This window comes from Salinivibrio sp. AR647 (assembly GCF_001995415.1).
Taxonomy (GTDB): domain Bacteria; phylum Pseudomonadota; class Gammaproteobacteria; order Enterobacterales; family Vibrionaceae; genus Salinivibrio; species Salinivibrio costicola.
The window spans coordinates 94194-118351 of sequence record NZ_MUFE01000007.1 but is presented as its reverse complement, the minus strand read 5'-3'; the positions used below and the strand labels follow the sequence as shown (position 1 = coordinate 118351).

Sequence of the window (24158 nt, the reverse complement as noted above, 5' to 3'; positions counted from 1 at the left end):
CACACGATGACTGCGACAACGCTCTCCCGCCTTCCTCTGTCTGTCGGGGTTGGTTTGAAACCTGAACATGTTCAAACCATCCTCGATACTCAGCCTGATATTGGCTTTTTTGAAATCCATGCTGAGAACTATATGGTGGCTGGCGGGCCATTTCATCATCATCTCGAACAGATCTGCGCCCACTACCCGCTTTCGATTCACGGTGTGGGATTATCGATTGGCGGAGAAGACCCGTTGGATGACGCGCACCTAGAGAGGCTGTCTACCTTAATTGAGCGCTATCAGCCAGCCGTTTTTTCTGAACATCTTGCTTGGTCTTCTCATCAAGGTACGTTTTTAAACGACTTACTCCCTGCCCCCTATCATCAAAAAACACTATCACGGGTTTGTGACCATATTGATCGTGTTCAAGAAAAGCTAGGTTGCAGAATGTTACTCGAAAACCCCGCCACCTATGTGGCGTTTTCTGACTCCACATTGGCTGAGGAAGACTTTATCGGCGACATTATCAAGCGCACAGGCTGTGGTTTACTGCTTGATGTCAATAATGCCTACATCTCTTGTGTGAACCACGGACACGACATGGCTTCGTATCTTCAAGCGTTGCCCTTGCATGCAGTCGCGGAGATCCATCTTGCCGGTCATGCCACGGATGTGGATTCGATAGGTGCCCCGCTTTTAATTGATAGCCATGACGCTCCTATTAGCCAAGACGTGTGGCATTGGTACCGTTTTGTGATTGAACGCATCGGGCCCACGCCGACCTTGATCGAGCGTGATAATAACATACCGCCATTTTCCGTCTTAGCGGCGGAAGCGAAACACGCACAATCTATGATGCAGACGCGGGAGAAGGCATGAGCATAGATCGACAAGCCCAATGGATGACTGATCTTTTCGCCTCAATACCCTCGTGTCCAGAAGGATTAACAACATGGAATGGATCCGATCCCACACAGCGTTTTGCCGTCTATCGAAACAATGTCATTGTTTCCTTAACGGAGGCGCTTGCGGATAGCTTTCCAGTGGTTCAAGCGTTAGTTGGCGATGATTTTTTCTTTGCAATGGCTCGCGAGTTTATTCGCACACATCCGCCAAGCTCGCCTGTTTTAGTGTGGTATGGTGCTGAATTTCCTGATTTTATCTATACGTTTCCGCCCGCGTCTAGTCTGCCCTATCTCGCTGACGTGGCACGGTTAGAGTGGATGAGAGTGGCGGCATGGCATGCCGAAGATGCTCCCCCTATGGCACAGGAAGCGCTAGCAGCATGGCTTGCCAATGGTGATGCATTAGCGCAAACAACGATTGAACTACATCCTTCTTTATCGACTTTTCGCTCTCAGTATCCAGTCGCTTCTCTTTGGGCCGCGCATCAATATGAGACCGTCAATCTCTCTCACATTGATCTTGCGGTATCGGAAACGGTTGTATTAATCAGACAAAATATGCGCGTAGACATGACACGCTTTGATCACCACACAGTTCGATTTATCTCACTGCTCAAAGAGGGGCTGTCATTTGCTGATGCTGTGCAGCGAGCCGGTGAGCTTGAACTTTCTGACACGTTAGCGTGGCTGCTAAAAAATGAATGTATTGTCAATGTGCGACCTATGAGAGAGTGACTTATGTTAGTAACCCTTGTTAGATGGATTCAATCATCCATCACCTTATTTACATGCATACCTAATACACTCATCGCGTTACTCGCGCGTTTTTCTATTGCGGCTATTTTTTGGAAATCAGGCCAAACGAAAATAGAAGGACTGTCGATTGACCTTATTGCTGGTGAGTTTGAATTAGGGTGGCCGCGTTATTCTGATTCATTGCTTGCTCTATTCCGCTATGAATATCAATTGCCACTCATTCCACCGGAGATCGCCGCCCCCATGGCCGCTTTTGCCGAGCATTTATTTCCACTGCTTATTTTAATGGGGCTTGCTACGCGGTTTTCTGCATTGGCGTTACTTGGAATGACAGCGGTTATACAGGTATTTGTCTACCCAGATGCGTACGCGACACATGGTGTATGGGCGGCCGTTTTGCTTTTTTTAATTGCGCATGGGCCAGGTCGCGTTTCCGTTGATCACCTTTTGAAACGCTGGTTTGTTGCGAGGTAAAGCATGCGTATAAAGTTTTCGTACTTAGCCTTGCGAGCGTAGAAATCACCTGTAGTGGGCACTTACTAGGCCTGCTTCATTGAATCAGCTATTATTTCTCTACTACTGACATAACGAACAAGACAAACGTGGCCGTTAAGCTTCGTTAAGCTTCGTTAAGCACTTTGGTCATAAAGTGCAGTGCATGATCAACAGGATAGTCCGTCAATGTCATTTGGCACTGATAACCCTGCTTTTCATAGAAGGGCTTGGCTTGAAAGCTGAAGGTATCGACAAACGCCATTTTACAGCCTATGTCCTTGGCATATTCTTCCAGATTATCTAATAGATGGCTGCCGACATGACGATGGCGAAAAGCATCATCGACCCAAAGGTATTTAATCAATAGCCATTGGCCCCAGGTATTGGCAACAATGCCACCGATGCGCTCATCATTGTCATTATAGGCGTAGCCGGCAAGCGTGCCCTCAGGGAGACCTGCCAAGAAGGGGGCGTTGCTTTGTTTTAGCCCCTGACGGATAGCGGTAATATCGTCATCACTCGGGCTTGCGTCCATGCGGTATTTCATTGTCGTCCATTTACTTACCAATCAGAAGATTGGGATAGTATGCCCTTTGTGTTTTCGCCAATCTGTGCCAAGGCGCACTCTATTTGGCTTTACTCTTCACCAATCGGCTTGGCAGCGACTGAGCACTGGGTGGTCACGGTCAGTTTAGGCCAATGGGTTAACCATTGTTTTTCTTCAATACGCTGCTGAAAAACCGCCCATGGCCTTGCCGGGTTATGGCTCAGCTTCAACTCGAACAGCGACTGAACCCCAAACGCGGCAATGATCTCACAGCGCTGATTCATATCGAGACGGACCGCTATGGCCGTTTCTTTTTCAGGCCAAAAACGCATCGCATCCAGGGTGCCAGCATACGCGGGGTCGTGATGCTTTTCGTGCATCCGTGCTTGGTTACGGACTTGCCAGGTAATCTCTGGCATGGTTTTTTGTAGTAACCCTTGAAGATATTGCTCACGCTCACGACTGGTATCGCTCGGATCATAGTAGATCACATCGATATCATTCAGCGCACTTGGCGGATATTTATGCATCGCATCCCAGACAAGGTTTCTCACAAACCCGGCGGCGATATAGCACTGAGGCAAATTGAGAGACTGAACACATCGTAATGCTCGCATCCTCACAGGATCTGCTTCAATTAAATCAATTAAAGCGCGACGATATGTCTTCTGGCATAAAAAGAATTGATGCTGGTGGCGTTTACGGATCCGACGGCGCTTCATGGATTAATCACCGTGGCGGACGTGTTCATAAATTGAGCGTGATACATGGTAGTTGTACTGCCTGGCAATTTTCTGGGCCAAAAAAAGCTGTGGTAATTCAAATAGCACTAAACCAACCAAAATCAGAGCGAAATACGGCTGGCTCATCACTAAGCCAATAATGGCGATTACCAATAACGTACATTCTACGATAAACAACCGGTACTTTCGCAAGTAAAGATGATGGAATCCGCCTAAGAAAGCCCAATTGAGTACCGCATAGGTGTCTGGATCTTTCAGTTGTCTGGTTTGCTCGGCAAAATAGCGTTTTTTCTGGCTTGGGGTTAAGCCATTCACTTGATCACGCAGCAAGGCTTCCTGTGTTTCCAGCTCTTGCCATGGTTGCGTTATCCGCATCTAAGGCACCTCATCGTGAATTATTTCTACTGCATCGGGATCATTACAACGACGAATGCGCGCTAAGCCGAGTTGCCAGCCGCGAAGTGCGCCGTACTTTTCGATCGCTTGGCGCGTGTACTCCGAGCAGCTCGGCTCGAAATTACACGCAATATTGAACCGTTTCTTTGATCCACCTTTAGCTTGGTAACGATGGATTAAAGTAAGCGACAAATACTTGAGCATTAGCGACCTAGGGTGACAATCACAGCTTCACGTTGCCAAAATAGCATATAACGTTTCTTTTCAATCACTTGAAAAACAACCTGCCAACCATCTTGTGCGTATTGATTGAGTTCGGCTTCGAGGCGTTGCAACGGCAAGCCACTTGAGCCCAGCAATAAGGTGCCGCAACCACCTTCAACAATATGAACAACTTTGTACTCGGTAAACTGACTCATTTTTTCTCCTGACAGTTAAATGGATAAAACGGAATGTCCGACTGGTGATTCCACGACTCACTCTTCCATTGCAGGATTGAGTTTGGCGGTGAGGACATGATCTTGCCAGCGGCCATTGATCTTGAGGTAACGGCGAGCATAGCCTTCGCGCTCAAACCCCAGCTTGGTAAGTAGCCGCTCACTGCGCGTGTTGTCCGGAATATAGTTGGCCATCACACGGTGCAACCCAACCTGATCAAATACAAAACGGATGCCTGCTTGGATGGCTTCGTGCATGTAGCCCTGCCCTTGATAATGCTTGTCAGCGGCATAACCTAACAGGCACGCTTTAAAGGCGCCGTGGATTACGTTAGTAAAATTGCACACCCCTATCACATCGTCCTGTTCATGATGCAAAATCACAAACTTGAAGGCTTGCTGCTGTTGAAACAAGTCTTTCGCTTCTTGCAGCGCGCGATGCCAATAGTCTTCGCGATAAAATGCGGCAGGACGTATGGGCTCCCATGGGGAAAGCTGAGCACGATTTCGTTGATAAAACTGCGCCATCATGTCGGCTTTTTCTGGGGGAAGTAAAACCAGTCTCGTCCTTGGCGTGCTTAGCACTTGGGCCTCCTTACATCGGTTCGCGTGACGGACAGTACCAAAATCTATCGCAAAAAATGCCGCCCTTAAGGCGGCATCAAAGATTACCAGATATTCACCCGCTGATCTTCGGGTAAATACATGCCGTCACCTTCTTTAATATCAAAGGCTTCATAGAATGCAGGGACATTACGCGGCGCACCAAGTACGCGAAATTGCGGTGGCGCATGCGGACCCAGCGACACGCGCTCACGCAGGGCATCTTCACGCATCTTCATTTTCCAGATCTGCCCCCAGCTGAGGAAGAATCGTTGCTCGCCGGTATACCCGTCCATCACGGGAGACGGTTCACCGTGCAACGATTTTTGATAGGCGCGGAAGGCGGTGGTCAAGCCGACTAAATCACCAATGTTCTCACCCAAGGACACCTTGCCGTCAATGAACAAGTCCGGCAATGGCTCAAACTGGCTAAATTGCTCAGCCAGCTTTTGGGTGCGTGCATCGAAGCGCGCCCGGTCCTCATCCGTCCACCAATTGGATAGGTTGCCATCGCCATCATAACGCGAGCCCTGATCATCAAAACCGTGTCCCATTTCATGACCAATCACTGCACCGATACCGCCATAGTTCACGGCGTCATCCGCATTCATATCAAAAAATGGTGGTTGTAAGATCCCGGCGGGGAACACAATCTCGTTGGCAGTTGGGCTGTAATAGGCGTTGACCGTTTGCGGGGTCATACCCCACTCTTTGCGATCAACCGGCGCACCAATCCGCGACAACATATCTTGATAGCCCCAGCGTGCGGCACGTTTGCTGTTGCCAATCAAGTCATCGGCGTTGATGGTCAGCGCGCTGTAATCTTCCCATTGCTCTGGATAGCCGATTTTAGGCGTGAATTTACTCAATTTATCCAATGCTTTCGCTTTGGTTTCATCACTCATCCAGGCTAAGGACTCAATCGAGTCTTTAAACGCGGCACGCAAGTTATCAATCAAGGTTTCCATACGCGCTTTGGCTTCTGGCGGGAAATAACGCGCGACATACTCTTGGCCGAGCGCTTCACCCAGCACCCCTTCGGTGGCTTGCACGCCCCGCTTCCAACGGTCACGCTGCTCAGGAATGCCGTTAAGGGTTTTGGAATAGAACGCAAATTGACGTTCAACCAGCTCATGATTTAAGCGCGGTGCAAACGCATTGAGCGTGCGAATGGTTAGATAATCTTGCCACGCTTGCAAACTGGTTTGCTCAAACACCTGCCCTAGCGCCTCAAAATAAGACGGCATGCGCACCACTACTTCATTGGCTTTGTCGATGCCCGCGCGCTTGGCAAAGCGAGCATAATCAAACTCGCCCATCAACTGGTTGAGCGCCTCAATTGGCATTTTATTATAGGTTGCTTGCGCGTCACGGCGTTTAGCGCGTGTCCAATGGTGCTCTGCCAGTGTCTTTTCCAGCTGATAAATTCGATCCGCGCGTTGTTTGGCCTTATCGTAGCCCGCTAAGGTCAGCATATCTTCGAGATAGCTTTTATACGCGGTGCGGATACGCTCAGCGTCCTCGGTGTCTCGGAAATAATAGTCTCTATCCGGCAAGCCCAACCCGCTTTGGCTCAGATACAGGGCGTTATAGTCAGGGTTTTTCGCATCGGCCCACGCATAAAAACTAAACGGGATCCCAACGCCAACTTGTCGCAAATCGGCCATCGCGTAAATCAGCGCAGGCTTCGAGGAAATCGCCGCAATACGATCAAGCTCAGGTTTAATTGGCGTGACCCCTAGGGCATCAATTTTATCTTGGTCCATATAGCTAAGATAAAAATCACGCAGCTTTTGCTCGTTGGAGCCGGGCTTGAGATCATCACGCGCCACCAGCTCATCAATGATGCCTTTCAGACGCTTTTCATTTTCTTCAGCCAAGATACGGAACGCACCATAGCTGGACATATCACTGGGGATTTGGGTTTGGTCGTACCAAGTGCCGTTCACGTGACGGAACAAGTCATCTTGCGGACGAACCGATCGATCAAAATCTTGTAAATACAGACCTGATTCGCGCTGTACTTCAGCGTGTGTGGTGTTAGCAGCGTACACCTGCCCAGGCACCAGGCTCATCACGCCTAGTGCAAACGCGACCCCCATCGCGGCTCGCTTAAATCGCACTCGGTTGACTGATTTATTTTTCATCATTCGTTTACCTAATTCCTTCCATAACATGGCTCAAGCGACGTAATCTTGCCGATTCCCGAAAAGACATGCGCTGTTCACGACATAAGGTCTCGATAGAGCACCACACAGTGATAATCACGCCCCTCGTCTTGCTCGGGTTCAAAATGGGTAATACGACAAAACCCTTGCTGATACCAGAATCGAAACGCGCGAATGTTCTCGGCATAAACATTCACCCCCATGCGTCGATAGTCCCCATAAGCTTGCACGGTTTCAATCACACTCGCAACCGCTTCGCTGCCATAGCCATGCTTTTGATATCTTGGAGAAATAGTGAGCATGGGCAGCCAAACACTCTGTGTATCCGGCGCATTGAGCGAGATTTGCAGATAGCCGATATCTTTACCGTCATGGGTTTGAATGCGACGAAGATAAAAGGCGTCTTCCACATCAGGCGCCTTTTTCTCCGCACTGTCGGCAATCAATGATTGATAGGTGGATAACGACCAAGGCTTAAACGTGGGATCTTGATATTGCAGATGCTGATTTTGCTCAAACAGTGCTTTAACGCGCTTTGCATCACTGTACTCAAACGCACTAAAACATAGGCGTTCAGACCGCCATGTTGCTGGGAACATGTTCCTATTCCTATTTTATCAGCGCATACATTGATTATTATCGCGCTACGTACCTTATCCAGACTGCATATTACTCGTTTCGCTGCCAGTGGTAATCCATTTGCTTGGCCACGCGCTGGGCTAAGTCCTCGCTGTGCAGATCAGCCACCAGCTGCAAACTCATATCAATACCCGCAGAAATACCCGCGGAGGTAAGATATTTTCCATCCCTCACCCAGCGCTTTTCTGATACCACGCTTAATGGCGGATAAGCACGGCTGAGCTCGTCCATATCTTCCCAATGCGTGATCACTTTTCGACCATCGAGTAGCCCGGCCTCTGCGTGCTCATACACATAAATACCAATATTCATCGTTTGTCCTTACATCCATGTAGGAGCGATTATGACGACGTGGCTACGAGGCGTGTTTTCTCCCGCACCGATAACAAAAGCATACCGATGCTGGCACACACAGCCATCGCAATAACAAGCAACCAAGTCACCGAATAGCCGAACGTATCGATGACATAGCCAATCAATACAAAGCTTGGCATCAGCAATAAGCTACGCAACGTGATCAATACCCCTTGAATACGACCGCGATGACTCGCCGGTGAGTTGTTGGCAAGATACACGCCCTCTTTGGTGAGGACCAACACCTCGCCAGCGGAAAGGAAAAACCACGCTAAAAAGTGAACGGGGATCGTAGGTGACAACATCACAAGACCATAACCCAACACAAACAAGAGCCCTGCATAGGCCAACGCCATGGTCTCGGTGTGTCCAGATGTGGCACGTAGCAATAGCGGCGTGATGATCACCACCAACACGCACGCATACGTCATCAATTGACCAAAACGCACGGGCCCTTCTTGGCCAAATAAATGACTCAAATAAAGCGGGCTAGCCATTGTCATTTGATTCAATGCAAACCAAAGCATGCCACAAAACAAAGTGAACACAATGAGATAAGGACGTGATTTAAGCACCGACCAGACACTGCCTTCTACCGCGCGCTCAAGGTCAGACTCAGACTCGGGGACGGCTTGCTCGGTCACGTTGACCAAAAAGGCCACCACAAGAATACCCACCAAGACGGCAAGCCCGTTACCAAAGAAAATCCACTCAGTGTGCTGCCAAAACAAATAGCCCGCTAAGATGGGGCCAATCGCTGAACCCAAGTTATAGGCAAGGTAACTAAGCGACATCACCGCATCGCGATTGCCTGCGTGAGATAAATCGGCCACCAATGCATTACTGGCCGGCAACGCCACACCAATAAAAAAGTACGCAGCGAATAATAACGCCGGCACCATCACCGGGGCATCGGGTGCAAACCCGCACACCAGCAGCAAGATAGCGCCGACACCTTCCCCCGCCACCATAGTATTTTTATGGCCTATCCAGTCAGAAAGCTTGCCACCAATAAAACTCCCCAGCAGGTACAAGCCAGTAATACTCATCGCCAATGTACCCGCCAGCGACGCGGAGTAGCCGAGCTTATCGGTAAACAAAAGCACGAGGAAAGGAATAATAAAGTTGCCCATCCCGAGGATCATGCGGGCCAGTGCAACGTAGTAAATATTGCGGTGCAATCCTTTATACATCGCCACCGCAGAAATAATCTTGTTGATTGTCGTAATCGTTAAACGTCCGTGTTAAAAAATCAGCACATAATGTACATGATTGATAAATTTATAAAAACTCGTCATTCACTAACGACCAATGGTGCGGCATGAGCTCGCGCACAGTTTTAAAAACTAGCTGGTTATCTGGCGTAGAAATCGCGGCTTTTGCGCGATTATTGTGCCCAAAAGAGGCAAATACGTGGCTTGCGCTTTTCTGTTTTTCGAAAAAATAAAATCCCTAATATGGTGGCTACGTTTCGACCTCTTCAGAGACACTTCGATGGATGATAACGCTCGGCAACTGCTTAACCACCTATGCCACGGCTATGACCAATTGGCCCTACGTCACCAGACGCGCGCTTTTCCAGAGCTCTCCACCGCTATCAAGCACCCACTCGGTTATTGTCTGATTCACTGCCCGGTCGGTAGTCAGCGAGTATCGATTGTTTCGCTACAATTAGCCCCCAGCGTTCGCGGCCGAGGAGTGCTGACGGCGTTTATCGACTATATTCAAGCGCATCCGCATCACTACCGCGGCATTGAAGTTGCCACCATTCAAAATCAAAGCTTAGCGAAACGGCTACTGGCATTGGGTTGGCGATATAAGTCTGCCCTAACCAAGCTATTTCGCGCCAACACCCCCACCTTGGTGCATGATTTCTAATCAAAATACGGAAGTTTTCGCTAAGTAGGGTTCCTATTATTGACAACTTTTTTTCTTTCGCAAGGTATTACAAGTAAGCGTCAAACCCAGTTCGTCAAGCGACGGTTACTTAAAGCAGACTTCCGCCCAACGCGCTAAGCCCGCGGTGACTGAGCCAAAGTAGTCGCCACTCACTACAGGAATGTTCGGCAGCTCTGCTTGTACAGCCTCCCGTAAGAAGGGCGAGCGCGCCGAGCCACCTGTCATAAAAATCACGTCAGGCTTTACACGGGCCTGCGCGACCACATCGTGAACTAGGGCGATCATCTTACGTTTGGGCGCCTCAATCGCATCAATCATGTTATCGCGCGATACATCAACGTCCACGCGCTCAGAGAACAGTTGAATACCCGCTCGGTAAGCCGCTTGATCCGACAGCGCAATCTTTGCCTCTTCCGCACGACGGACAATGTTGTGACCCAACGACTCGTGATATACCTCAAGCAAACGGGCCAGTTTATGTGGCTCTTGCGCTTGCTTGTGCAGCCCTTTGAGCACCGCCAAGTTTTCAAACGCATAGAAATCGTTTTGCGCTTGTACGTTGTTAATCGCGATGGGGTTGGAAAACTGCGTAATCGGCATCTCAATGCCAGATTCCATCTTACTGCCCATCCCAAACGGGAACATCATTTGTTTGAATGCCAACGCAATATCTAGGTCATTGCCGCCAATACGCTGGCCTTTGTGCGCTAACAAACTTGCACTGCGATCGCTACTACCGCGCCATGATGGCCCCATCTCAATCAATGAACAGTCTGTGGTGCCCCCACCGATATCGACCACAAGAACGATTTGGTCTTCGCTCAGTGTCGCTTCATAGTCCAGGCCGGCAGCGACTGGTTCAAACTGAAATTCAACCTGTTTAAAGCCCGCCCGCTTAGCCGCATTGAGCAAAATACCTTCGGCTTGGCGATTTGCCACCTCGCCTCCACGGCCTTGAAAGTTAATCGGCCGACCGATCACCGCATCATGAATACTCTGTTGAGTTTGGTGTTCGGCTTGGGTTTTGATGTTATCCATCATTGCGCATACGAGGTCTTCAAAAAAGCGCAGTTGGGCATCACGTAAACCTGACGCGCCAAGGAAAGATTTAGGCGATTTCACGTAGTACATATCACGCGGATCATCGAGATAACGATCGAGCGCCGCTTGACCAAACGCCATGTCCTCCGCCTCAAGTTCAATGCTTTCCTCTCGGTTTACATGGATGGCGCGGCGCAACATCTGCTCGCCAATCGTATCTAGCGGCTTGATACCCCGATGACGAAACAGATACTCAGACACCGATTCGCGCGTAGGTGCGGCAAGGGAGGAAGGAATAAACGTGCTGTCCCCTTCTAGACGTAACAGCGTCGGCTGACCGTTTTCAATCTTCGCCACCGAACAATTGGCTGTACCATAGTCAAAGCCGATATACATAAATGCCTCTCACCGCTGAAAAAGTCGGCAATGCTACCTCAACCGTCGCGGGATTTCTAACATCCGTCTACAGAGGCCAATCAGTCGCGGCGTCGCTGCGAAACGCCACGCGTTGACAGTGATGTTGATCCACTTTAACGGACACGTCTTTCGTTAAGTACATTGTTTTTCAAACGCTATCGGCGACATATAGCCAATGCTACTGTGTAACCGTGTTCGATTATAAAAGTACTGAATATATTTTCTGAGCTTCTCTCGTAAGTGCTTTAAGTTAGCAATCGGTGCATCTTTGATTAACTCGCCCTTAAGCGATTTAAAGAACGACTCGACTTCTGCATTATCCGTGCATTTCCCTGGCCGATTCATGCTCTGCTCAACACCGTGTTCCGCCAGTAAATGTCGCACCCTATCCGCACAATACTCGCGCCCTCTGTCGGTATGAAATAGCAGTCCCCGTTTAGGCTTTCGGCTAGCGAGTGCTTTGACGATGGTGAACATCGTCAAGTTTGAATCAAGTCTGTCGCTGAGCGCCCAGCTAAGTACTTTTTTTGAGTAAACATCAATCACTACCGCTAAGTAGCCCCATCGGTTTCCTACTTTTATATAGGTAACATCCGCGGTCCATTGTTGATTGATTTTGCTCGCTTTTTCTTGTTCTAAACGTCGATTGACGAGTCCTTTAAAGAACGTCCGACTCTTTTTCTGACGACGGTAAACACGGTCCACTCTCGCCTTTAAACCGGCTTCTCGCATCAAGCGGGCCATACGCTTACGACTCACTGCGAGACCTTTTGCCTTCAACGCCGCATGGATTTTAGGACTCCCATATCTGCCTTCGCTTTTACGGTAGATGAACGCTATCTCTGCGCCTAGCTCACTATCTGCGCGCGCGTGTCCTGACTGTCCGCGGCTTAGCCAATCATAATAGCCACTACGAGACACAGAAAGGTGCCTACACAGCTTCTTTACTGAGTAAACATCACTATATTGCTTTACGAATCGGTAGGCTTGCGCCTTTGTTCTGCTTGAAAGCGTTGCCACTTTTTTAAGATATCGTTCTCCTCTTCAAGCTCCGTGATCCGTCGCTTGAGCGCCGATAACTCATCCTTCGCCTTGTCTGGCTTCACTTTATTTTTTAGGGACTTGACCATACCAAACTCTCCATCTCGATACGCTTTACGCCATTTCGATAGCATGAATGGATGGATATCAAGCGCCTCTGCAACCGACTTCACTGTTCGATGCGTTTCATAGCTCCATTCAACCGCTTTCAGTTTGAAGTCTAGTGAATATTGCGCTGTCTTCTTACCCGTTTTATAGGCTGGCATACTGACCTCCTCAGGTCGTCGATGCGTGTCCAGTAAAACGGATCAAGTCCATGTCCTGATTAATTTGCTTGTTAGCTTTCTGGTTACTGATCCATGCATAGACTGTCTCATTAACTTCTTGCATTATTGGAGAGCTACATGAATTGGCATAGCTTAAAATCGAAGGATCTTCTTTTTGAAACCTAAGCATATGATCCATACCCTCAACAATATAAGCATCAGCTTGGCTTGGGGATATTTCTGGTATTAAAAGTGTATCATCTGGATGGCACTGAAAATCCTTGCTGCCTCCAATCGCTAAGATCGGATGCTTGGTATTTTTCAAGAATGATTTAACGTCATAGTTAAACGTCTCTCGATAAAACTTAGTACTCACCCTAGAAAAAGAAATCCACATTCGCTTGGCTTTAGTTTTTTCAACCTTGTGCCTAAGCTTTGTCATGGTTTCTAATGGATCTTTAGTATATAGGAACATTCGGGCTAGTATTCCTTTTAAACCTGTCATTTTGTTTAAATCTCGATTCATTACTTCGGCGTTTTTAACTCCGTCCTCTTCAAAACTTCTTAGACTAGCGCATAACATCAATATACCAGCAAGGTTATGTCTTTTTAATGCGATCTCAGGAGCTAAAACCGCGCCTTCACTATGTCCAAGCAGGTAAATTTTATTTGAATCTATAGCATCTGTTTGCTCACTAATGAAATCTATTGCAGCACAGGCATCTTTAACCATTTCAGATAAACCGGCAACTTTAAAATTCCCTTCACTTTTTCCACACCCTCTTTTGTCATAACGAAAAGAAGCAATTCCTTTATCCGCTAAAAATTCTGCAATGTATTTAAAGATTTGACTGTTAAAACCTGAGATGTTCCCATCTCGATCTTGTGCGCCACTACCATGAACCATGATGACACAGGATAACGGTGAATCACCTTTAGGAACTGTAAGCGTACCTGAGAGGAAAATTGCATCCGATGGAAAAGTTACTTCTGAATGCAAACCAAACTCCTTTTGAAAGCTAACGCCGCGTTCACCGGCTTGTCCGGTTCAACGTCTTGTTATAAGCGCTGTCGATTTCGGAAGATATATCTTTCATGCCCTTACTTAGGCTAGAACTAATTGATCCTTGGGGGATATACCTATTCATAACCACATCCAGCTTTTTCGCTTCAGGGTGCCTCATCATCACATCAAGATACACTTTCAGTCTATCAGGCTTTGTTGTCGGCCGTTGAAGCTCCTTTTTAAGCTTCTCTTGAAACCTAAAGATTTCGTCTTCGTCATCCCACTCATGCAACTCGCTGTACAAAATTCGAGCAAACCTGTTCTGAGTCCACCCTAGCTCTGCTAACAGCCCTTTTATTTGCAAAAAAAGCTCATGAGATTCCTGTTTTGTCCCCATTTGTCTTTTCCTAACCCCTAGCATTGTCAATGTCCCAGCGGGGACAATTTTTATTCAACTATGGAGACTACTATGTCCGAATCAATGTCAAAAGCCGCTGCTGCTCGAATTCAGTCAGCGACAGCTAAATCAAACGGTGGAGTCGTCCCAAAAGGTTCTTTTGCCGCAAGAGCGCAATCTGCAGCAAGTCAACCTGGTTCAACTCGCCCACACAACGGTCCAAGCACAACCGGTAAGCCTTCTGGAGGCAAGCGAGGCAATAACCCTCCAAAGGGAAAGTAACTAATTGCAGCTAGTCAGGCTGCCTCTAAAACGAGTCAGAAACTCTGACTCGTTTTTCTGTGCCTCTTTGTAACTGATCACTTGCATTGTTTTTTCTAAGGCACATAGACAAATCTGAATTTTGTCAGCTTGGTGGTAAGAGCTCCTTGGTATGCGCGACGAGTTTACACAACTATCTACAAGTTCATATTCAACATTAAGTGGATATCGTTGATCCTCAAAGAGTATTTGATCTGCCTTATATGTTCCGAATGCGCCAATAAATAGAGCAGTTGTAGCCGATAAAAGCGGCTTCTTAAATTTCTTGTAAGAGTGGCCTGAAAGTGACTCTTTGCATTCGCTACAAACAATATTTTCACCAAACTCAATTTTGTTGTCTGTAGTGCAAGATGGACATTCGATCTGCATGAATTTCCTTAAAGCTTATAACGCCCGCATTTGCGGATGGTTTGGAGCGCAGCGGAAAACCAGTCCGGCAACATGCGCTTGTTACACCTAACTCAACTCACCAAAAAGGAGGCTAAATATTGTTGCGTTATCGTTCATAACTGAAACCACCTCATTCGTTTGAACGACGCCGTGTTCCCGATATAGGAACACATCAAGTAGCAGCCCATATGAAATATGTAGCAGGTAATAAGCATGGGCATATGTGGCCAATTTTGCCGAACTACTTCTGAATGGTGGAAAAACCCCACCATGAAACCTCTCATTCCTAGAGTTAGCCAAGATTACTTTTATAAGAAACTTTGATAGTTCCTCATCTGAAAATAAAAATTTATCGCCAGCAAGATCAACTTCATTACCGCTAAAAATTAGCTTTAATAGCCGACCAGCCTTTCTTTGATCGGCTGGTGTAGGCTTACCATTGGCTCCTGGTGGATACTTGGAGACAAATTTTTCTATGAAACTAGCGCCTAGCGAATTCTTGGCCCTAGAGAATAATGTTGTGGCATGATTATCAACTTCGCTAGATGCCTCGATAACTCTTTTCGCAGCATATTCGCATGTCTGGAATGGAATTAGTGGAAGATAACTTAGAAATACTGCTGAAGATTTTCCATCATTCAGGATACGATCAACAAACCCGTCAAATCGCGAACAATTTTGGTTCCCTATCTCTTGTTGTACAAGGAAAAATTCAGAGTCTAACGCTTTCCAGACATGATCAAATGCTAGATCAGGTCGTTTTGGAAGCATATCAAGAGCATCAATCAGATAGCCTAGATAAAATTGAAATTGGTAATCATCTGAATAGCCTAAATCACAAGAGACGAATGCCTGTTGAAGCCCCTTAGACTGAAGCCTATTCAGGAACGTCTCTTCCACAGGAAAATCGAAGGATTTTGGCCAGTCATTATTGTACTTAATTCGTAATTTCTTAGTGTCCATACAATCTCATTAAGAGGTGTAACGCCAAATTAAGGTGTGAACAACGCTAACCATCTACCTAAAGCATTGTGCATAAACACTAAACTTGCTTGACATGAGAGCGCCGCGCGTTGTGAATCACCCTTAAATTTTATTGTTATGCTATTGTTCATTTACCGATGAAGGTACATTACAGGGCAAGGCTAATGGCACATCAAATTGGACTCGGTGAACTGCTTGAGTTTCGTCTGTGTTGGTTAGCCCACCACCGAATGATAATACAGATAGTTTAGCTTTGCCGCTTGCTTCTTGAGAACTAATGTCTTTCACTTGAATTGCAACATCAAACTTAATAATTTGCGCATCGGCGTTTGAGTAAAAGGGATCAGAGTAAGCAATTTCATGTTCTTTGGCTGGGTTAACAGCCCCCCCCATATCAGTTATTGCCTCTGATGCATATTTAACACCTTTAGTGATCTGAACTAAAGTTTCTTTGATGTACTCATCTAACTGCATGTATACCTACCAACTTCCTAATTAATGGATGAAATTTGGACAAATAGTATAACATTGTATTAGTGTGCGTGCTCGATTTGTCAAAATCGTTATACGCCCTGTTTTATCCATAACATCATGATAATAATGTGTTTTTTCCATCTTTCTCATCAAATCCTTATTGGTGATAATGTGCATGCCGCCTATCCCGGTTTAGGTGTTCACATTATCCCCGCGCTTGTACATTTAACCAATTGATTATTCGTGGTTTTTATTTTTTCGCCCCGGGAAAGTGTGAATCGGTCATGAGAAAGCGTGCATCTATGTAGGCGTTTTGTTGCGTTCCACGCTACCGCCCTTTGGTTAGCGGCGTCCAAAAGGCCATGTAAGAGGCAGAAATATAAGGGTTAGCGTACCAGAGTGCAGAATAGCTGTTTAGGCATAATCGCCTAAAATATTGGCGCAGTCAGGGTTTGGGGAGTTATGGGGGGATATAAACGCAAAAAAGCCGCTGACTGAGCAGCGGCTTTTTAGTATGTGGCGGAGAGATAGGGATTTGAACCCTAGAAGGGCTATTAACCCTTGCCGGTTTTCAAGACCGGTGCTTTCAACCACTCAGCCATCTCTCCGGAACGGGGCGTATAGTAGAGGCTACTCAGTGCGATGTAAAGTGTGTTTTTACTTTCTCGCGCTTAAGTGCTGAAATTATCAGCAAACACCTATTTGAATAGGTTTCCCCTCTGCCACCCCGTTGCTTATTTAACCAAAACGACCATTGATATAGTCAGACGTCAGCTTATGCTCAGGATCATTAAACACTTTTTGTGTTGTGTTAACCTCAACCAAGCTACCAAGATGGAAATAAGCGGTGCGATCAGACACACGAGCTGCTTGCTGCATGGAATGCGTCACAATCACAATGCTGAAGTTCTTCTTCAAATCCGAGATCAGCTCTTCAATCACCCCAGTGGCAATCGGATCGAGGGCTGAACACGGCTCATCCATCAAAATAACTTCCGGTGCGACCGCAATAGTACGTGCAATACAAAGTCGCTGTTGCTGACCACCAGACAAACCGGTTGCCGGCTGATCCAGGCGATCTTTAACCTCATTCCACAAACCGGCGCGTATCAGCGATTGCTCCACCAGCTCATCCAAGTCAGTTTTACTGTCGACTAAGCCGTGAATACGCGGGCCATAAGCAACGTTGTCATACACGGATTTAGGAAACGGATTAGGACGTTGGAACACCATGCCGACTTGTGAGCGCAATTCGACAATTTCACTCTCACGGTGGTAAATGTCAGTGTCTCCCAAAATGATGTCCCCCGTCACCTCACAGCCCGGGATCGTATCATTCATACGATTTAAGCAACGCAAGAACGTCGATTTACCACAGCCTGATGGCCCAATCATCGCAAGCACTTCTTTCTCGCCGATATCAAGGCTCACATTTTTAATCGCCGGCTTAGATCCGTTGTCATAATTAACGAACACATTTCGTGCTGTCATGCGTGGCATATCAACAAACGGAATACCACAGGTTTCACTCGGTGCTTGTGTGCTTTGTGGTGCGGCTTCTACTACATCTTCAGTCATGGTTAGGTTGTTCATTGTTGTCGTCGTCATGATTCTCTCTCCCGACTTACCAGCGTCGCTCGAGACGCTTACGCATAATCACCGCACAGGCATTCATAAAGGCTAAGAATGCCAGCAGTACCATGATTGCGCCTGAGGTGTTTTCGACAAAGCCCTTTTCAGGATTCTCTGCCCATAAATAGATTTGCACGGGTAACGCTGTGGCCGCATCAAGCGGACCGGATGGCACATCAACGATAAACGCGATCATCCCGATCATCAGCAGCGGTGCCGTTTCTCCGAGTGCTTGTGCCATCCCGATAATGGTACCGGTTAACATGCCTGGCATCGCCAATGGCAAGACGTGGTGAAGCACCATTTGCATCTTAGATGCACCCACACCCAAAGCCGCATCACGTACCGAGGGCGGAACCGCTTTAATCGCCGAACGACTCGATATAATAATCGTCGGTAATGTCATGAGCGTGAGCACTAAGCCACCAACGACTGGCGCCGAGCGTGGCAGATCAGCAAAGTTCAAGAAAACAGCCAGACCCAGCAAGCCAAACACGATCGAGGGCACGGCTGCTAAGTTGTTAATGTTAATTTCAATAATTTCGGTAATGCGATTACGTGGCGCAAATTCTTCCAAGTAAATCGCGGCTGCTACACCAATCGGGAAACTCAACGCCAGTGTTACCAACAAGGTGTAGAAAGACCCAACAGTCGCGCCCCAAATGCCCGCTAATTCAGCATCACGGCTATCACCATTGGTGAAGAAGCGCGTGTTGAACACGGTGCGCACGCGATTATCATCCTCCAGTTGGTTAAACCAGTTTATGTGCTTGTCTTTAAACTGACGATTTGACTCTGGGAGTTTGCCGTCGATGTTGCCTTTGTTGAATTGGTTGACGTTATCACCCGCCAATGCCCAAATCTCAATCTTTTGTCCGACCAGATCGGGGTTTGCGGCAACACGGTCACGCAAATCATATTCCGCGCCCGTAGAGATAAAGCGAAATAGATCACGTTTATCGCCCCGCGAGGTCACCTCTGGCATCGCATTAAATATGGCCTTCGCCAATACCGAACGATAACTGAGGTACTCCAATGTTTCATCGTTCAGTGGTTCTCCCTCAATGCCCAAGCTTTGCTCACTGAGATCAACCGTTAAACGGATTTCGGTGGTGTAAAACGCCGTATACCCTTGAGAGACAATCGACCCAATCAGCAATACCAAAAAGGTGAAAGCGAGAAAAATCGATGTCATACCATACCAACGGAAACGCTTTTCTTTTCCGCGACGTTTCGCAAGGCCTGCTTTTACCCTAGCACGCTTCTCTTGCGCAATTTTTTCGATTTTATCAGTCATATTGTTCTCGATATTTTTTCACGATGCGTAGCGCCACGAAGTTGAGCGCTAGCGTCACAACAAACAGCGTGAGACCCAAAGCAAATGCAGCCAGCGTTTTAGGGCTATCGAACTCTTGGTCACCGACCAACAATGTCACGATTTGAACCGTGACCGTAGTCACCGATTCCAAGGGGTTCGCCGTTAAGTTAGACGATAATCCTGCCGCCATCACCACGATCATGGTTTCACCAATCGCGCGTGATACCGCCAGCAATAAACCACCGACAATGCCTGGTAACGCGGCAGGAATCACAACCTGACGCACGGTTTCAGAGGGGGTAGCGCCTAGCCCTAATGAACCATCACGCAGTGACTGAGGCACGGCGGATATCACATCATCGGACAGCGAGGAGACAAACGGAATGATCATAATGCCCATCACCGCACCAGCTGCGAGTGCACTTTCTGACGATGCACTGGTAAAGCCGATCGCATGAGCCACATCACGAATAAATGGCGCCGCAACTAACGCTGCGAAAAAGCCGTAAACCACTGTCGGGATCCCCGCAAGGATCTCTAAAATAGGCTTAACAATGCCACGAACACGGGGCGACGCGTATTCAGCCAAATAAATGGCACTCATTAACCCAACCGGTGCCGCGATACACATGGCGATGAATGAAATCATCAAAGTGCCGGTAAATAGCGGGATCGCACCAAAAGAACCACTTGAGGCTTGTTGATCTGCACGCAGTGCAATCTGTGGCGACCATTCGGTGCCAAAGATGAACTCGGTCACGGGGATCATTTGGAAAAATCGCATCGCTTCAAACAACACTGAGAGCACAATGCCGAATGTGGTTAAGATTGCGAGGGTTGAGCAGAACAATAAAAAGCCCTGCATCACGTTTTCGACCCGATTGCGGGCACGTAAACGCAGTCGTAGCGAGCGCCAGCCAAAGGCTAATCCCGCCAACGCAAGTGCAGTCATTGCGGTGAATCGTAATGTGGTCCCTAAATGGTTCAGGGTTTGATAATGGTCCGCCGCAGCCAACAAGACAGCATCGTCAGTTTGGGTGATGCCACGAGCAATATTACCGATTTGACTGTATAACAAATCCGCATTGCCGAACTGCGTGACGTACGTATCGGAAATTTGTGCCATCACCAAACTGTGGATCAAGTTCGGTTCTACCGCTTGCCACAACAATAAAAGAACCAGTGCCGGAATCGCCGCCAAAATGGCGACATATGAGCCGTAATAGTTAGGTCGAGAATGCAGTTTGCTCAAGCCACCAGCCATGTTGGCAAGCTTAATAGAACGCGTTCGAGCAATAAAAAAGCCGGAAATTGCAATAATAGCAATCACGGTCATCAGCATGGGTGTTGTCATTGTTCCTCCTGAACACGAATAAAGGGGGTACGTGACACGTACCACCCTTTCGTATTCACAATGCGCTTACAAGTTTGGTTTTAAATCGACGGCAGCACTGCGTACTTGTTGCCACTCGTTTTCACCCAGTGGAATAAGGCCACGGTCAGCGAGATATCCCATGCTGCCCATTGCTTCTTCTGAGGTGAACGCTTTCACATAATCGGTCAGGCCAGGAATCACGTTCTCATGCGCTTTTTTAACGTAGAAATACAGTGAACGTGATACGGGATACTCGCCGGTACCAATGGCATCAAATGTTGGCAGAACACCCGAGATTTTAGAGCCTTGTACTTTGTCTGCGTTTTGCTCAAGGAAGCTGTAACCGAAGATGCCAAGCGCATCTGGGTTTGCTTCAAGCTTTTGCACAATCAAGTTATCGTTTTCACCGGCTTCGATGAAAGCACCGTCTTCGCGCATGCCGTGACAAATCGCTTTGAATTTGTCTTCGTTACTGTCTTCAAGTGCTGCGACTTCGGGATACTCGGAGCAGCCCGCTTCCATGGCTAGCTCAACAAACGCATCACGTGTCCCTGATGTTGGTGGTGGACCTAGCACCTCGATTTTGGTGTTAGGCAGTGATGGGTTCACGTCTTTCCACGTGTCATTGGGGTTGTCGATAAAGTTGCCGTTAGCGTCTGGGACGGTTTTAGCGAGTGCGGTGTAGATATCTTTTAGGGTGAGATCATACTGTTGCGATACTTTCGAGTTTGCGATAGCGATACCGTCATAACCGACTTTGATTTCGACAATCTCGTCGACGCCATTTGACTGACAGCGTTCAATTTCCGAGCTTTTGATTTTACGTGATGCGTTAGTCACATCTGGGGTGTTTTCACCGACGCCCGCACAGAACAACTTAAGTCCACCGCCTGAGCCAGTCGATTCGATTTTGGGTACTGAATATTGCGACGTGCGACCGAAGCGCTCAGCAACAACAGTAGCAAAAGGGTAAACAGTAGAAGAGCCAACGATGCTAATGTAGTCACGGCTTGCAGCCGTTGCGCTACCTGAGGCCAGCACGGCCATTGATACTGTCGTCGCTGCAAAGAGAGCTTTAAGTTTCACATCAACCTCCAAGTCGATTATTTAAGTTAGTGCTGTGTAAATCAATTTATCTACACATAACGAAGAACTCGGTTAACGGGGAGACACATTAAGCGCACAAAGTGACAGTTCCTTTATGCAATGATGAAGGTTTGATGACAGCCAGAGGCATTGGTAGCACACTCAAAAGTTGCTCAAGGTGCGCTAGCGCTGCGCGCGGAAGTGACTAGGATAGATGAAACATCGATAGCATAGCAGCGAGATAACATCACAATTGAGATGTTAGCTGCGAACAATTTGGATAAAGAAGGCAATGACAGATGCTAACCACAATGAGGACACACGGTTGAACACTGATGCCAAGCCATTGGTACTCTTTTTGTGTGATGGAAAATACGGCGCGTCGTTAATGGCAGCCGCAATGATGAAAAGCAAAGCGAACAGTTTTTTTGATGTGCACTGTTATCACACAACGCAAACCATGAGCACCGATAAGGCCGCACAAGCGCTGATCCAGTTTCAAATATCGACTTACGATCTGGCGCCGGCGCCATTGGATGCGCTGACACTCGACTATGTCGATTATTTAATTGCTCTGAATCCCGCATCGGTACAATCGGGCCTGCCATTGCCAAGCTACGGCAAATTTATTCCCTGGGATGTGACCGAAAACAGCGACGCCGGGCTTGCTGCCGTTTTGCGTGCTATCAACCAAAATGTGAATTACTTTCTCTCTCTGTATTTATTTCGATAAAAAATGCGCCACTTAGGCGCATCTTTTGTTGTTAACACGGCTCTCACAATGAGCCTTGGCTTTTCGGTTTATAGTCTAAACGCTTGAGCCTGCTCACTCATACTCGCGTTTTCTTTTTCTAACCGCTCGTACGCTTGGCGCGTTTGCTCTGCCGTTTCAGCCAAAGACTCCGCCGCACGGTGAATTGCTGCAACGTTTTGGTTTAAATCAGCGGCGGCAGTGGTTTGTTCTTCGGTCGCCGTCGCAATCGCCCCTGTCATTTCTGACACCTGCTGCGTTGACGCATTGATGGTCTCAATCGCCTCTGCCGCGCGTTTGGCGTCATCCAATCCTTTTTGGGTTAATGTTTGGCTGTCACTCATCACCTGATAGGCCTGACGCGCTTTGGTTTGCAGCCCTTCGATGATTTGATTAATCTCATCGGTTGATGACTGCGTCTTGGTTGCCAAACCGCGCACTTCATCAGCGACCACAGCAAAACCGCGACCTGCTTCGCCGGCGCGCGCCGCTTCAATTGCCGCATTAAGGGCAAGTAAATTCGTTTGCTCGGCAATGGTACTAATCACCTCTGAGACCTTACCGATATTTTCACTGTCTGCGGTTAACGCTTCAATCACTTGCGACGCTTCGTTAACTTGATCTTTCGCGGCCACGCTTTGCTGGTAAGACTGTTCAAAGGTTTCTCGACCTTGCTGGGCATACTCGCGCGATTTATCAGTGTGCTCGGCCGCCGCGACCGTATTACTCGCCACTTCCCCAAATGTTGACTCCATTTGTGTCATAGCACTGGCGAGCTGTGATAGCTCACTACGCTGTTGCTCAACACTGTTGACCGTATCCGTCACCTGAGTCGAAAGCTCGTTACTGACCGTTTGTAGCCGCTGTGTGCCTTTTATCAGCGAACCAATTAAGTGGGTAATACTGCTTTGCATCTGATCGAATGTATTGGCGGCCTGTCCTAATTCATCACGGTTAAACTGAGCAAGATCGAGCCGTTGCGTCAGATCGCCACTTTCTACCCGCTGCATTTGCGTAACCAGTAAGGACAATGGTCCGCGGATACGGTTTTGGAGTAAAAGTGCAACGATAACCATCAATACGATCAGCGCGACAATTACCGCTATCCCCATGACAATCAGCTGTTCGATTTTCTTAGACTCTTGTGCTTTGATGGTATTGGCCTGTGCTTCTAGATCAGCTTGTAACGACGCAAGGTTGTCCACTATTTGATCAAAGGGCGCTAACATTGGCCCAAGCATTTTGCGTCGTGCGTCGTCTATTCGCCCATTATCGATTAGACGAATATAATCATTTTGCATCTCGCGATAGCCATTCAAACGTGTCTCAATGGTGGTGACTTCATCGCTGTTGCTATCTCGACCCGTCAGCGTTTTCATATCCGTCAGCGCGCCACGTACCGATTCGTCATTGCGCTTAATTTTCACCAGGATATCGCGATGCGCTTGTTTATCATCGGTTAGGCCATAATCGAGCGCAAAACGGCGGTAGGTTACCGTGTAATAGCGTAAATCTGACACCGTGCTGAGCAAACGCACATTGCGCTCGACAACGTCATTGAACTGGGTTTTAACTGAGCTAATTTCACTGAACAAATAGGCGCCACTCAGGGCGACTGCAATCCCGAGCGCAATAAACACCGTCCGTAAATACTGAATGATTGTCATAGATTCCCCATTACCCTTAAATACCATTACTAAATTAATTGTTTTTCTGCGCCAAGGGTAACGGGTAC

The 24158-nt window shown here is 47.7% G+C and carries 27 protein-coding genes, 1 tRNA gene and 1 pseudogene; 5 read left to right on the top strand and 24 right to left on the bottom strand.

Going from position 1 to position 24158, the window contains the following annotated elements; translation table 11 throughout:
- Positions 1 to 6 precede the first annotated feature (6 nt).
- From bufB to BZG76_RS10325, 3 genes are read left to right on the top strand one after another with little or no spacing between them, the layout of a single operon-like run.
- Positions 7 to 861, top strand: a complete 855-nt coding sequence (gene bufB, locus BZG76_RS10335; protein ID WP_077461269.1) for an MNIO family bufferin maturase — start codon at positions 7 to 9, stop codon at positions 859 to 861.
- Complete coding sequence (locus BZG76_RS10330) at positions 858 to 1622, top strand: HvfC/BufC N-terminal domain-containing protein (protein ID WP_077461268.1); 765 nt, start codon at positions 858 to 860, stop codon at positions 1620 to 1622. Before bufB ends, BZG76_RS10330 begins: the two co-directional genes overlap by 4 nt.
- 3 nt (positions 1623 to 1625) lie before the next feature.
- The gene (locus BZG76_RS10325) at positions 1626 to 2117 is read left to right on the top strand and encodes a DoxX family protein (RefSeq protein ID WP_077461267.1); all 492 of its coding nucleotides are present in this window, start codon (positions 1626 to 1628) and stop codon (positions 2115 to 2117) included.
- Between the two features lie 145 nt (positions 2118 to 2262).
- Here the strand turns inward: BZG76_RS10325 and BZG76_RS10320 are convergent, their stop codons facing one another.
- The 11 genes and pseudogenes from BZG76_RS10320 to BZG76_RS15560 all read right to left on the bottom strand — a co-directional run.
- On the bottom strand, positions 2263 to 2685 hold the full coding sequence (locus BZG76_RS10320) for a GNAT family N-acetyltransferase (RefSeq protein WP_077461266.1): 423 nt from the start codon (positions 2683 to 2685) through the stop codon (positions 2263 to 2265).
- Between the two features lie 89 nt (positions 2686 to 2774).
- A complete protein-coding gene (locus BZG76_RS10315; protein ID WP_241824082.1) occupies positions 2775 to 3302 on the bottom strand; it encodes a nucleotidyltransferase family protein in 528 nt (175 codons plus the stop codon).
- A 108-nt stretch (positions 3303 to 3410) separates the two neighbouring features.
- Positions 3411 to 3803, bottom strand: coding sequence for a hypothetical protein (locus BZG76_RS10310; RefSeq protein WP_077461264.1), 393 nt, complete (start codon positions 3801 to 3803; stop codon positions 3411 to 3413).
- A complete protein-coding gene (yidD, locus tag BZG76_RS10305) occupies positions 3804 to 4028 on the bottom strand; it encodes a membrane protein insertion efficiency factor YidD (protein ID WP_077461263.1) in 225 nt (74 codons plus the stop codon). It abuts the gene before it with no gap.
- Entirely contained in the window at positions 4028 to 4243 is a 216-nt protein-coding gene (locus BZG76_RS10300; RefSeq protein ID WP_069362674.1) for a DUF4177 domain-containing protein, read from the bottom strand. Before BZG76_RS10300 ends, yidD begins: the two co-directional genes overlap by 1 nt.
- Before the next feature lie 57 nt (positions 4244 to 4300).
- The gene (gene rimJ / locus BZG76_RS10295; RefSeq protein ID WP_077461262.1) at positions 4301 to 4846 is read right to left on the bottom strand and encodes a ribosomal protein S5-alanine N-acetyltransferase; all 546 of its coding nucleotides are present in this window, start codon (positions 4844 to 4846) and stop codon (positions 4301 to 4303) included.
- An 83-nt stretch (positions 4847 to 4929) separates the two neighbouring features.
- Complete coding sequence (locus BZG76_RS10290; protein WP_198532331.1) at positions 4930 to 7014, bottom strand: M13 family metallopeptidase; 2085 nt, start codon at positions 7012 to 7014, stop codon at positions 4930 to 4932.
- Between the two features lie 74 nt (positions 7015 to 7088).
- Positions 7089 to 7631: a GNAT family N-acetyltransferase gene (locus BZG76_RS10285; protein ID WP_077461261.1), complete on the bottom strand. Its 543-nt coding sequence runs from the start codon at positions 7629 to 7631 to the stop codon at positions 7089 to 7091.
- Between the two features lie 70 nt (positions 7632 to 7701).
- A complete protein-coding gene (locus BZG76_RS10280; protein ID WP_077461260.1) occupies positions 7702 to 7983 on the bottom strand; it encodes a hypothetical protein in 282 nt (93 codons plus the stop codon).
- 29 nt (positions 7984 to 8012) lie between these two features.
- Positions 8013 to 9218: an MFS transporter gene (locus BZG76_RS10275; protein ID WP_077461259.1), complete on the bottom strand. Its 1206-nt coding sequence runs from the start codon at positions 9216 to 9218 to the stop codon at positions 8013 to 8015.
- An 88-nt stretch (positions 9219 to 9306) separates the two neighbouring features.
- Positions 9307 to 9405, bottom strand: a pseudogene (locus BZG76_RS15560) (cytidine deaminase); the annotation flags it as partial.
- Between the two features lie 114 nt (positions 9406 to 9519).
- Between BZG76_RS15560 and BZG76_RS10265 the strand changes: the two are divergent.
- Positions 9520 to 9903 (top strand): hypothetical protein, encoded by a 384-nt coding sequence (locus BZG76_RS10265; protein WP_077461258.1) that lies wholly within the window; start codon positions 9520 to 9522, stop codon positions 9901 to 9903.
- A 105-nt stretch (positions 9904 to 10008) separates the two neighbouring features.
- On the opposite strand, the gene yegD is transcribed toward BZG76_RS10265, so the two are convergent.
- From yegD to BZG76_RS10195, 12 genes are all read right to left on the bottom strand, one after another.
- Positions 10009 to 11361 carry a molecular chaperone gene (gene yegD / locus BZG76_RS10260; protein WP_077461257.1) on the bottom strand — a complete coding sequence of 451 codons (1353 nt, stop codon included), beginning with the start codon at positions 11359 to 11361 and terminating at the stop codon, positions 10009 to 10011.
- A gap of 153 nt (positions 11362 to 11514) precedes the next feature.
- Positions 11515 to 12402, bottom strand: a complete 888-nt coding sequence (locus BZG76_RS10255) for an IS3 family transposase (protein WP_077461256.1) — start codon at positions 12400 to 12402, stop codon at positions 11515 to 11517.
- The gene (locus tag BZG76_RS10250; protein WP_106407015.1) at positions 12354 to 12689 is read right to left on the bottom strand and encodes a transposase; all 336 of its coding nucleotides are present in this window, start codon (positions 12687 to 12689) and stop codon (positions 12354 to 12356) included. Before BZG76_RS10250 ends, BZG76_RS10255 begins: the two co-directional genes overlap by 49 nt.
- Positions 12690 to 12699: 10 nt before the next feature.
- Positions 12700 to 13689, bottom strand: a complete 990-nt coding sequence (locus BZG76_RS10245) for an alpha/beta hydrolase (protein ID WP_077461255.1) — start codon at positions 13687 to 13689, stop codon at positions 12700 to 12702.
- Between the two features lie 31 nt (positions 13690 to 13720).
- Positions 13721 to 14092: a hypothetical protein gene (locus BZG76_RS10240; protein WP_077461254.1), complete on the bottom strand. Its 372-nt coding sequence runs from the start codon at positions 14090 to 14092 to the stop codon at positions 13721 to 13723.
- A 777-nt stretch (positions 14093 to 14869) separates the two neighbouring features.
- Entirely contained in the window at positions 14870 to 15766 is an 897-nt protein-coding gene (locus BZG76_RS10225) for a hypothetical protein (protein WP_077461251.1), read from the bottom strand.
- Positions 15767 to 15907: 141 nt separating this feature from the next.
- Positions 15908 to 16261 carry a hypothetical protein gene (locus BZG76_RS10220; RefSeq protein WP_077461250.1) on the bottom strand — a complete coding sequence of 118 codons (354 nt, stop codon included), beginning with the start codon at positions 16259 to 16261 and terminating at the stop codon, positions 15908 to 15910.
- A 517-nt stretch (positions 16262 to 16778) separates the two neighbouring features.
- A tRNA-Ser gene (locus BZG76_RS10215) sits at positions 16779 to 16869 on the bottom strand.
- 130 nt (positions 16870 to 16999) lie between these two features.
- Positions 17000 to 17752: a phosphate ABC transporter ATP-binding protein PstB gene (pstB, locus tag BZG76_RS10210; RefSeq protein WP_443216264.1), complete on the bottom strand. Its 753-nt coding sequence runs from the start codon at positions 17750 to 17752 to the stop codon at positions 17000 to 17002.
- A 133-nt stretch (positions 17753 to 17885) separates the two neighbouring features.
- Positions 17886 to 19190, bottom strand: a complete 1305-nt coding sequence (gene pstA, locus BZG76_RS10205; RefSeq protein ID WP_077461248.1) for a phosphate ABC transporter permease PstA — start codon at positions 19188 to 19190, stop codon at positions 17886 to 17888.
- Entirely contained in the window at positions 19183 to 20565 is a 1383-nt protein-coding gene (pstC, locus tag BZG76_RS10200; RefSeq protein WP_021023114.1) for a phosphate ABC transporter permease subunit PstC, read from the bottom strand. The genes pstA and pstC overlap by 8 nt, the downstream gene beginning before the upstream one ends.
- A gap of 66 nt (positions 20566 to 20631) precedes the next feature.
- Positions 20632 to 21672 (bottom strand): substrate-binding domain-containing protein, encoded by a 1041-nt coding sequence (locus BZG76_RS10195; RefSeq protein WP_077461247.1) that lies wholly within the window; start codon positions 21670 to 21672, stop codon positions 20632 to 20634.
- Between the two features lie 292 nt (positions 21673 to 21964).
- Here BZG76_RS10195 and BZG76_RS10190 point away from each other — a divergent pair, with 292 nt between their 5' ends.
- Positions 21965 to 22405, top strand: coding sequence for a hypothetical protein (locus tag BZG76_RS10190; RefSeq protein ID WP_021023116.1), 441 nt, complete (start codon positions 21965 to 21967; stop codon positions 22403 to 22405).
- A gap of 68 nt (positions 22406 to 22473) precedes the next feature.
- Here BZG76_RS10190 and BZG76_RS10185 read toward each other — a convergent pair whose 3' ends face one another.
- Entirely contained in the window at positions 22474 to 24090 is a 1617-nt protein-coding gene (locus BZG76_RS10185) for a methyl-accepting chemotaxis protein (RefSeq protein ID WP_198532330.1), read from the bottom strand.
- Positions 24091 to 24158 lie beyond the last annotated feature (68 nt).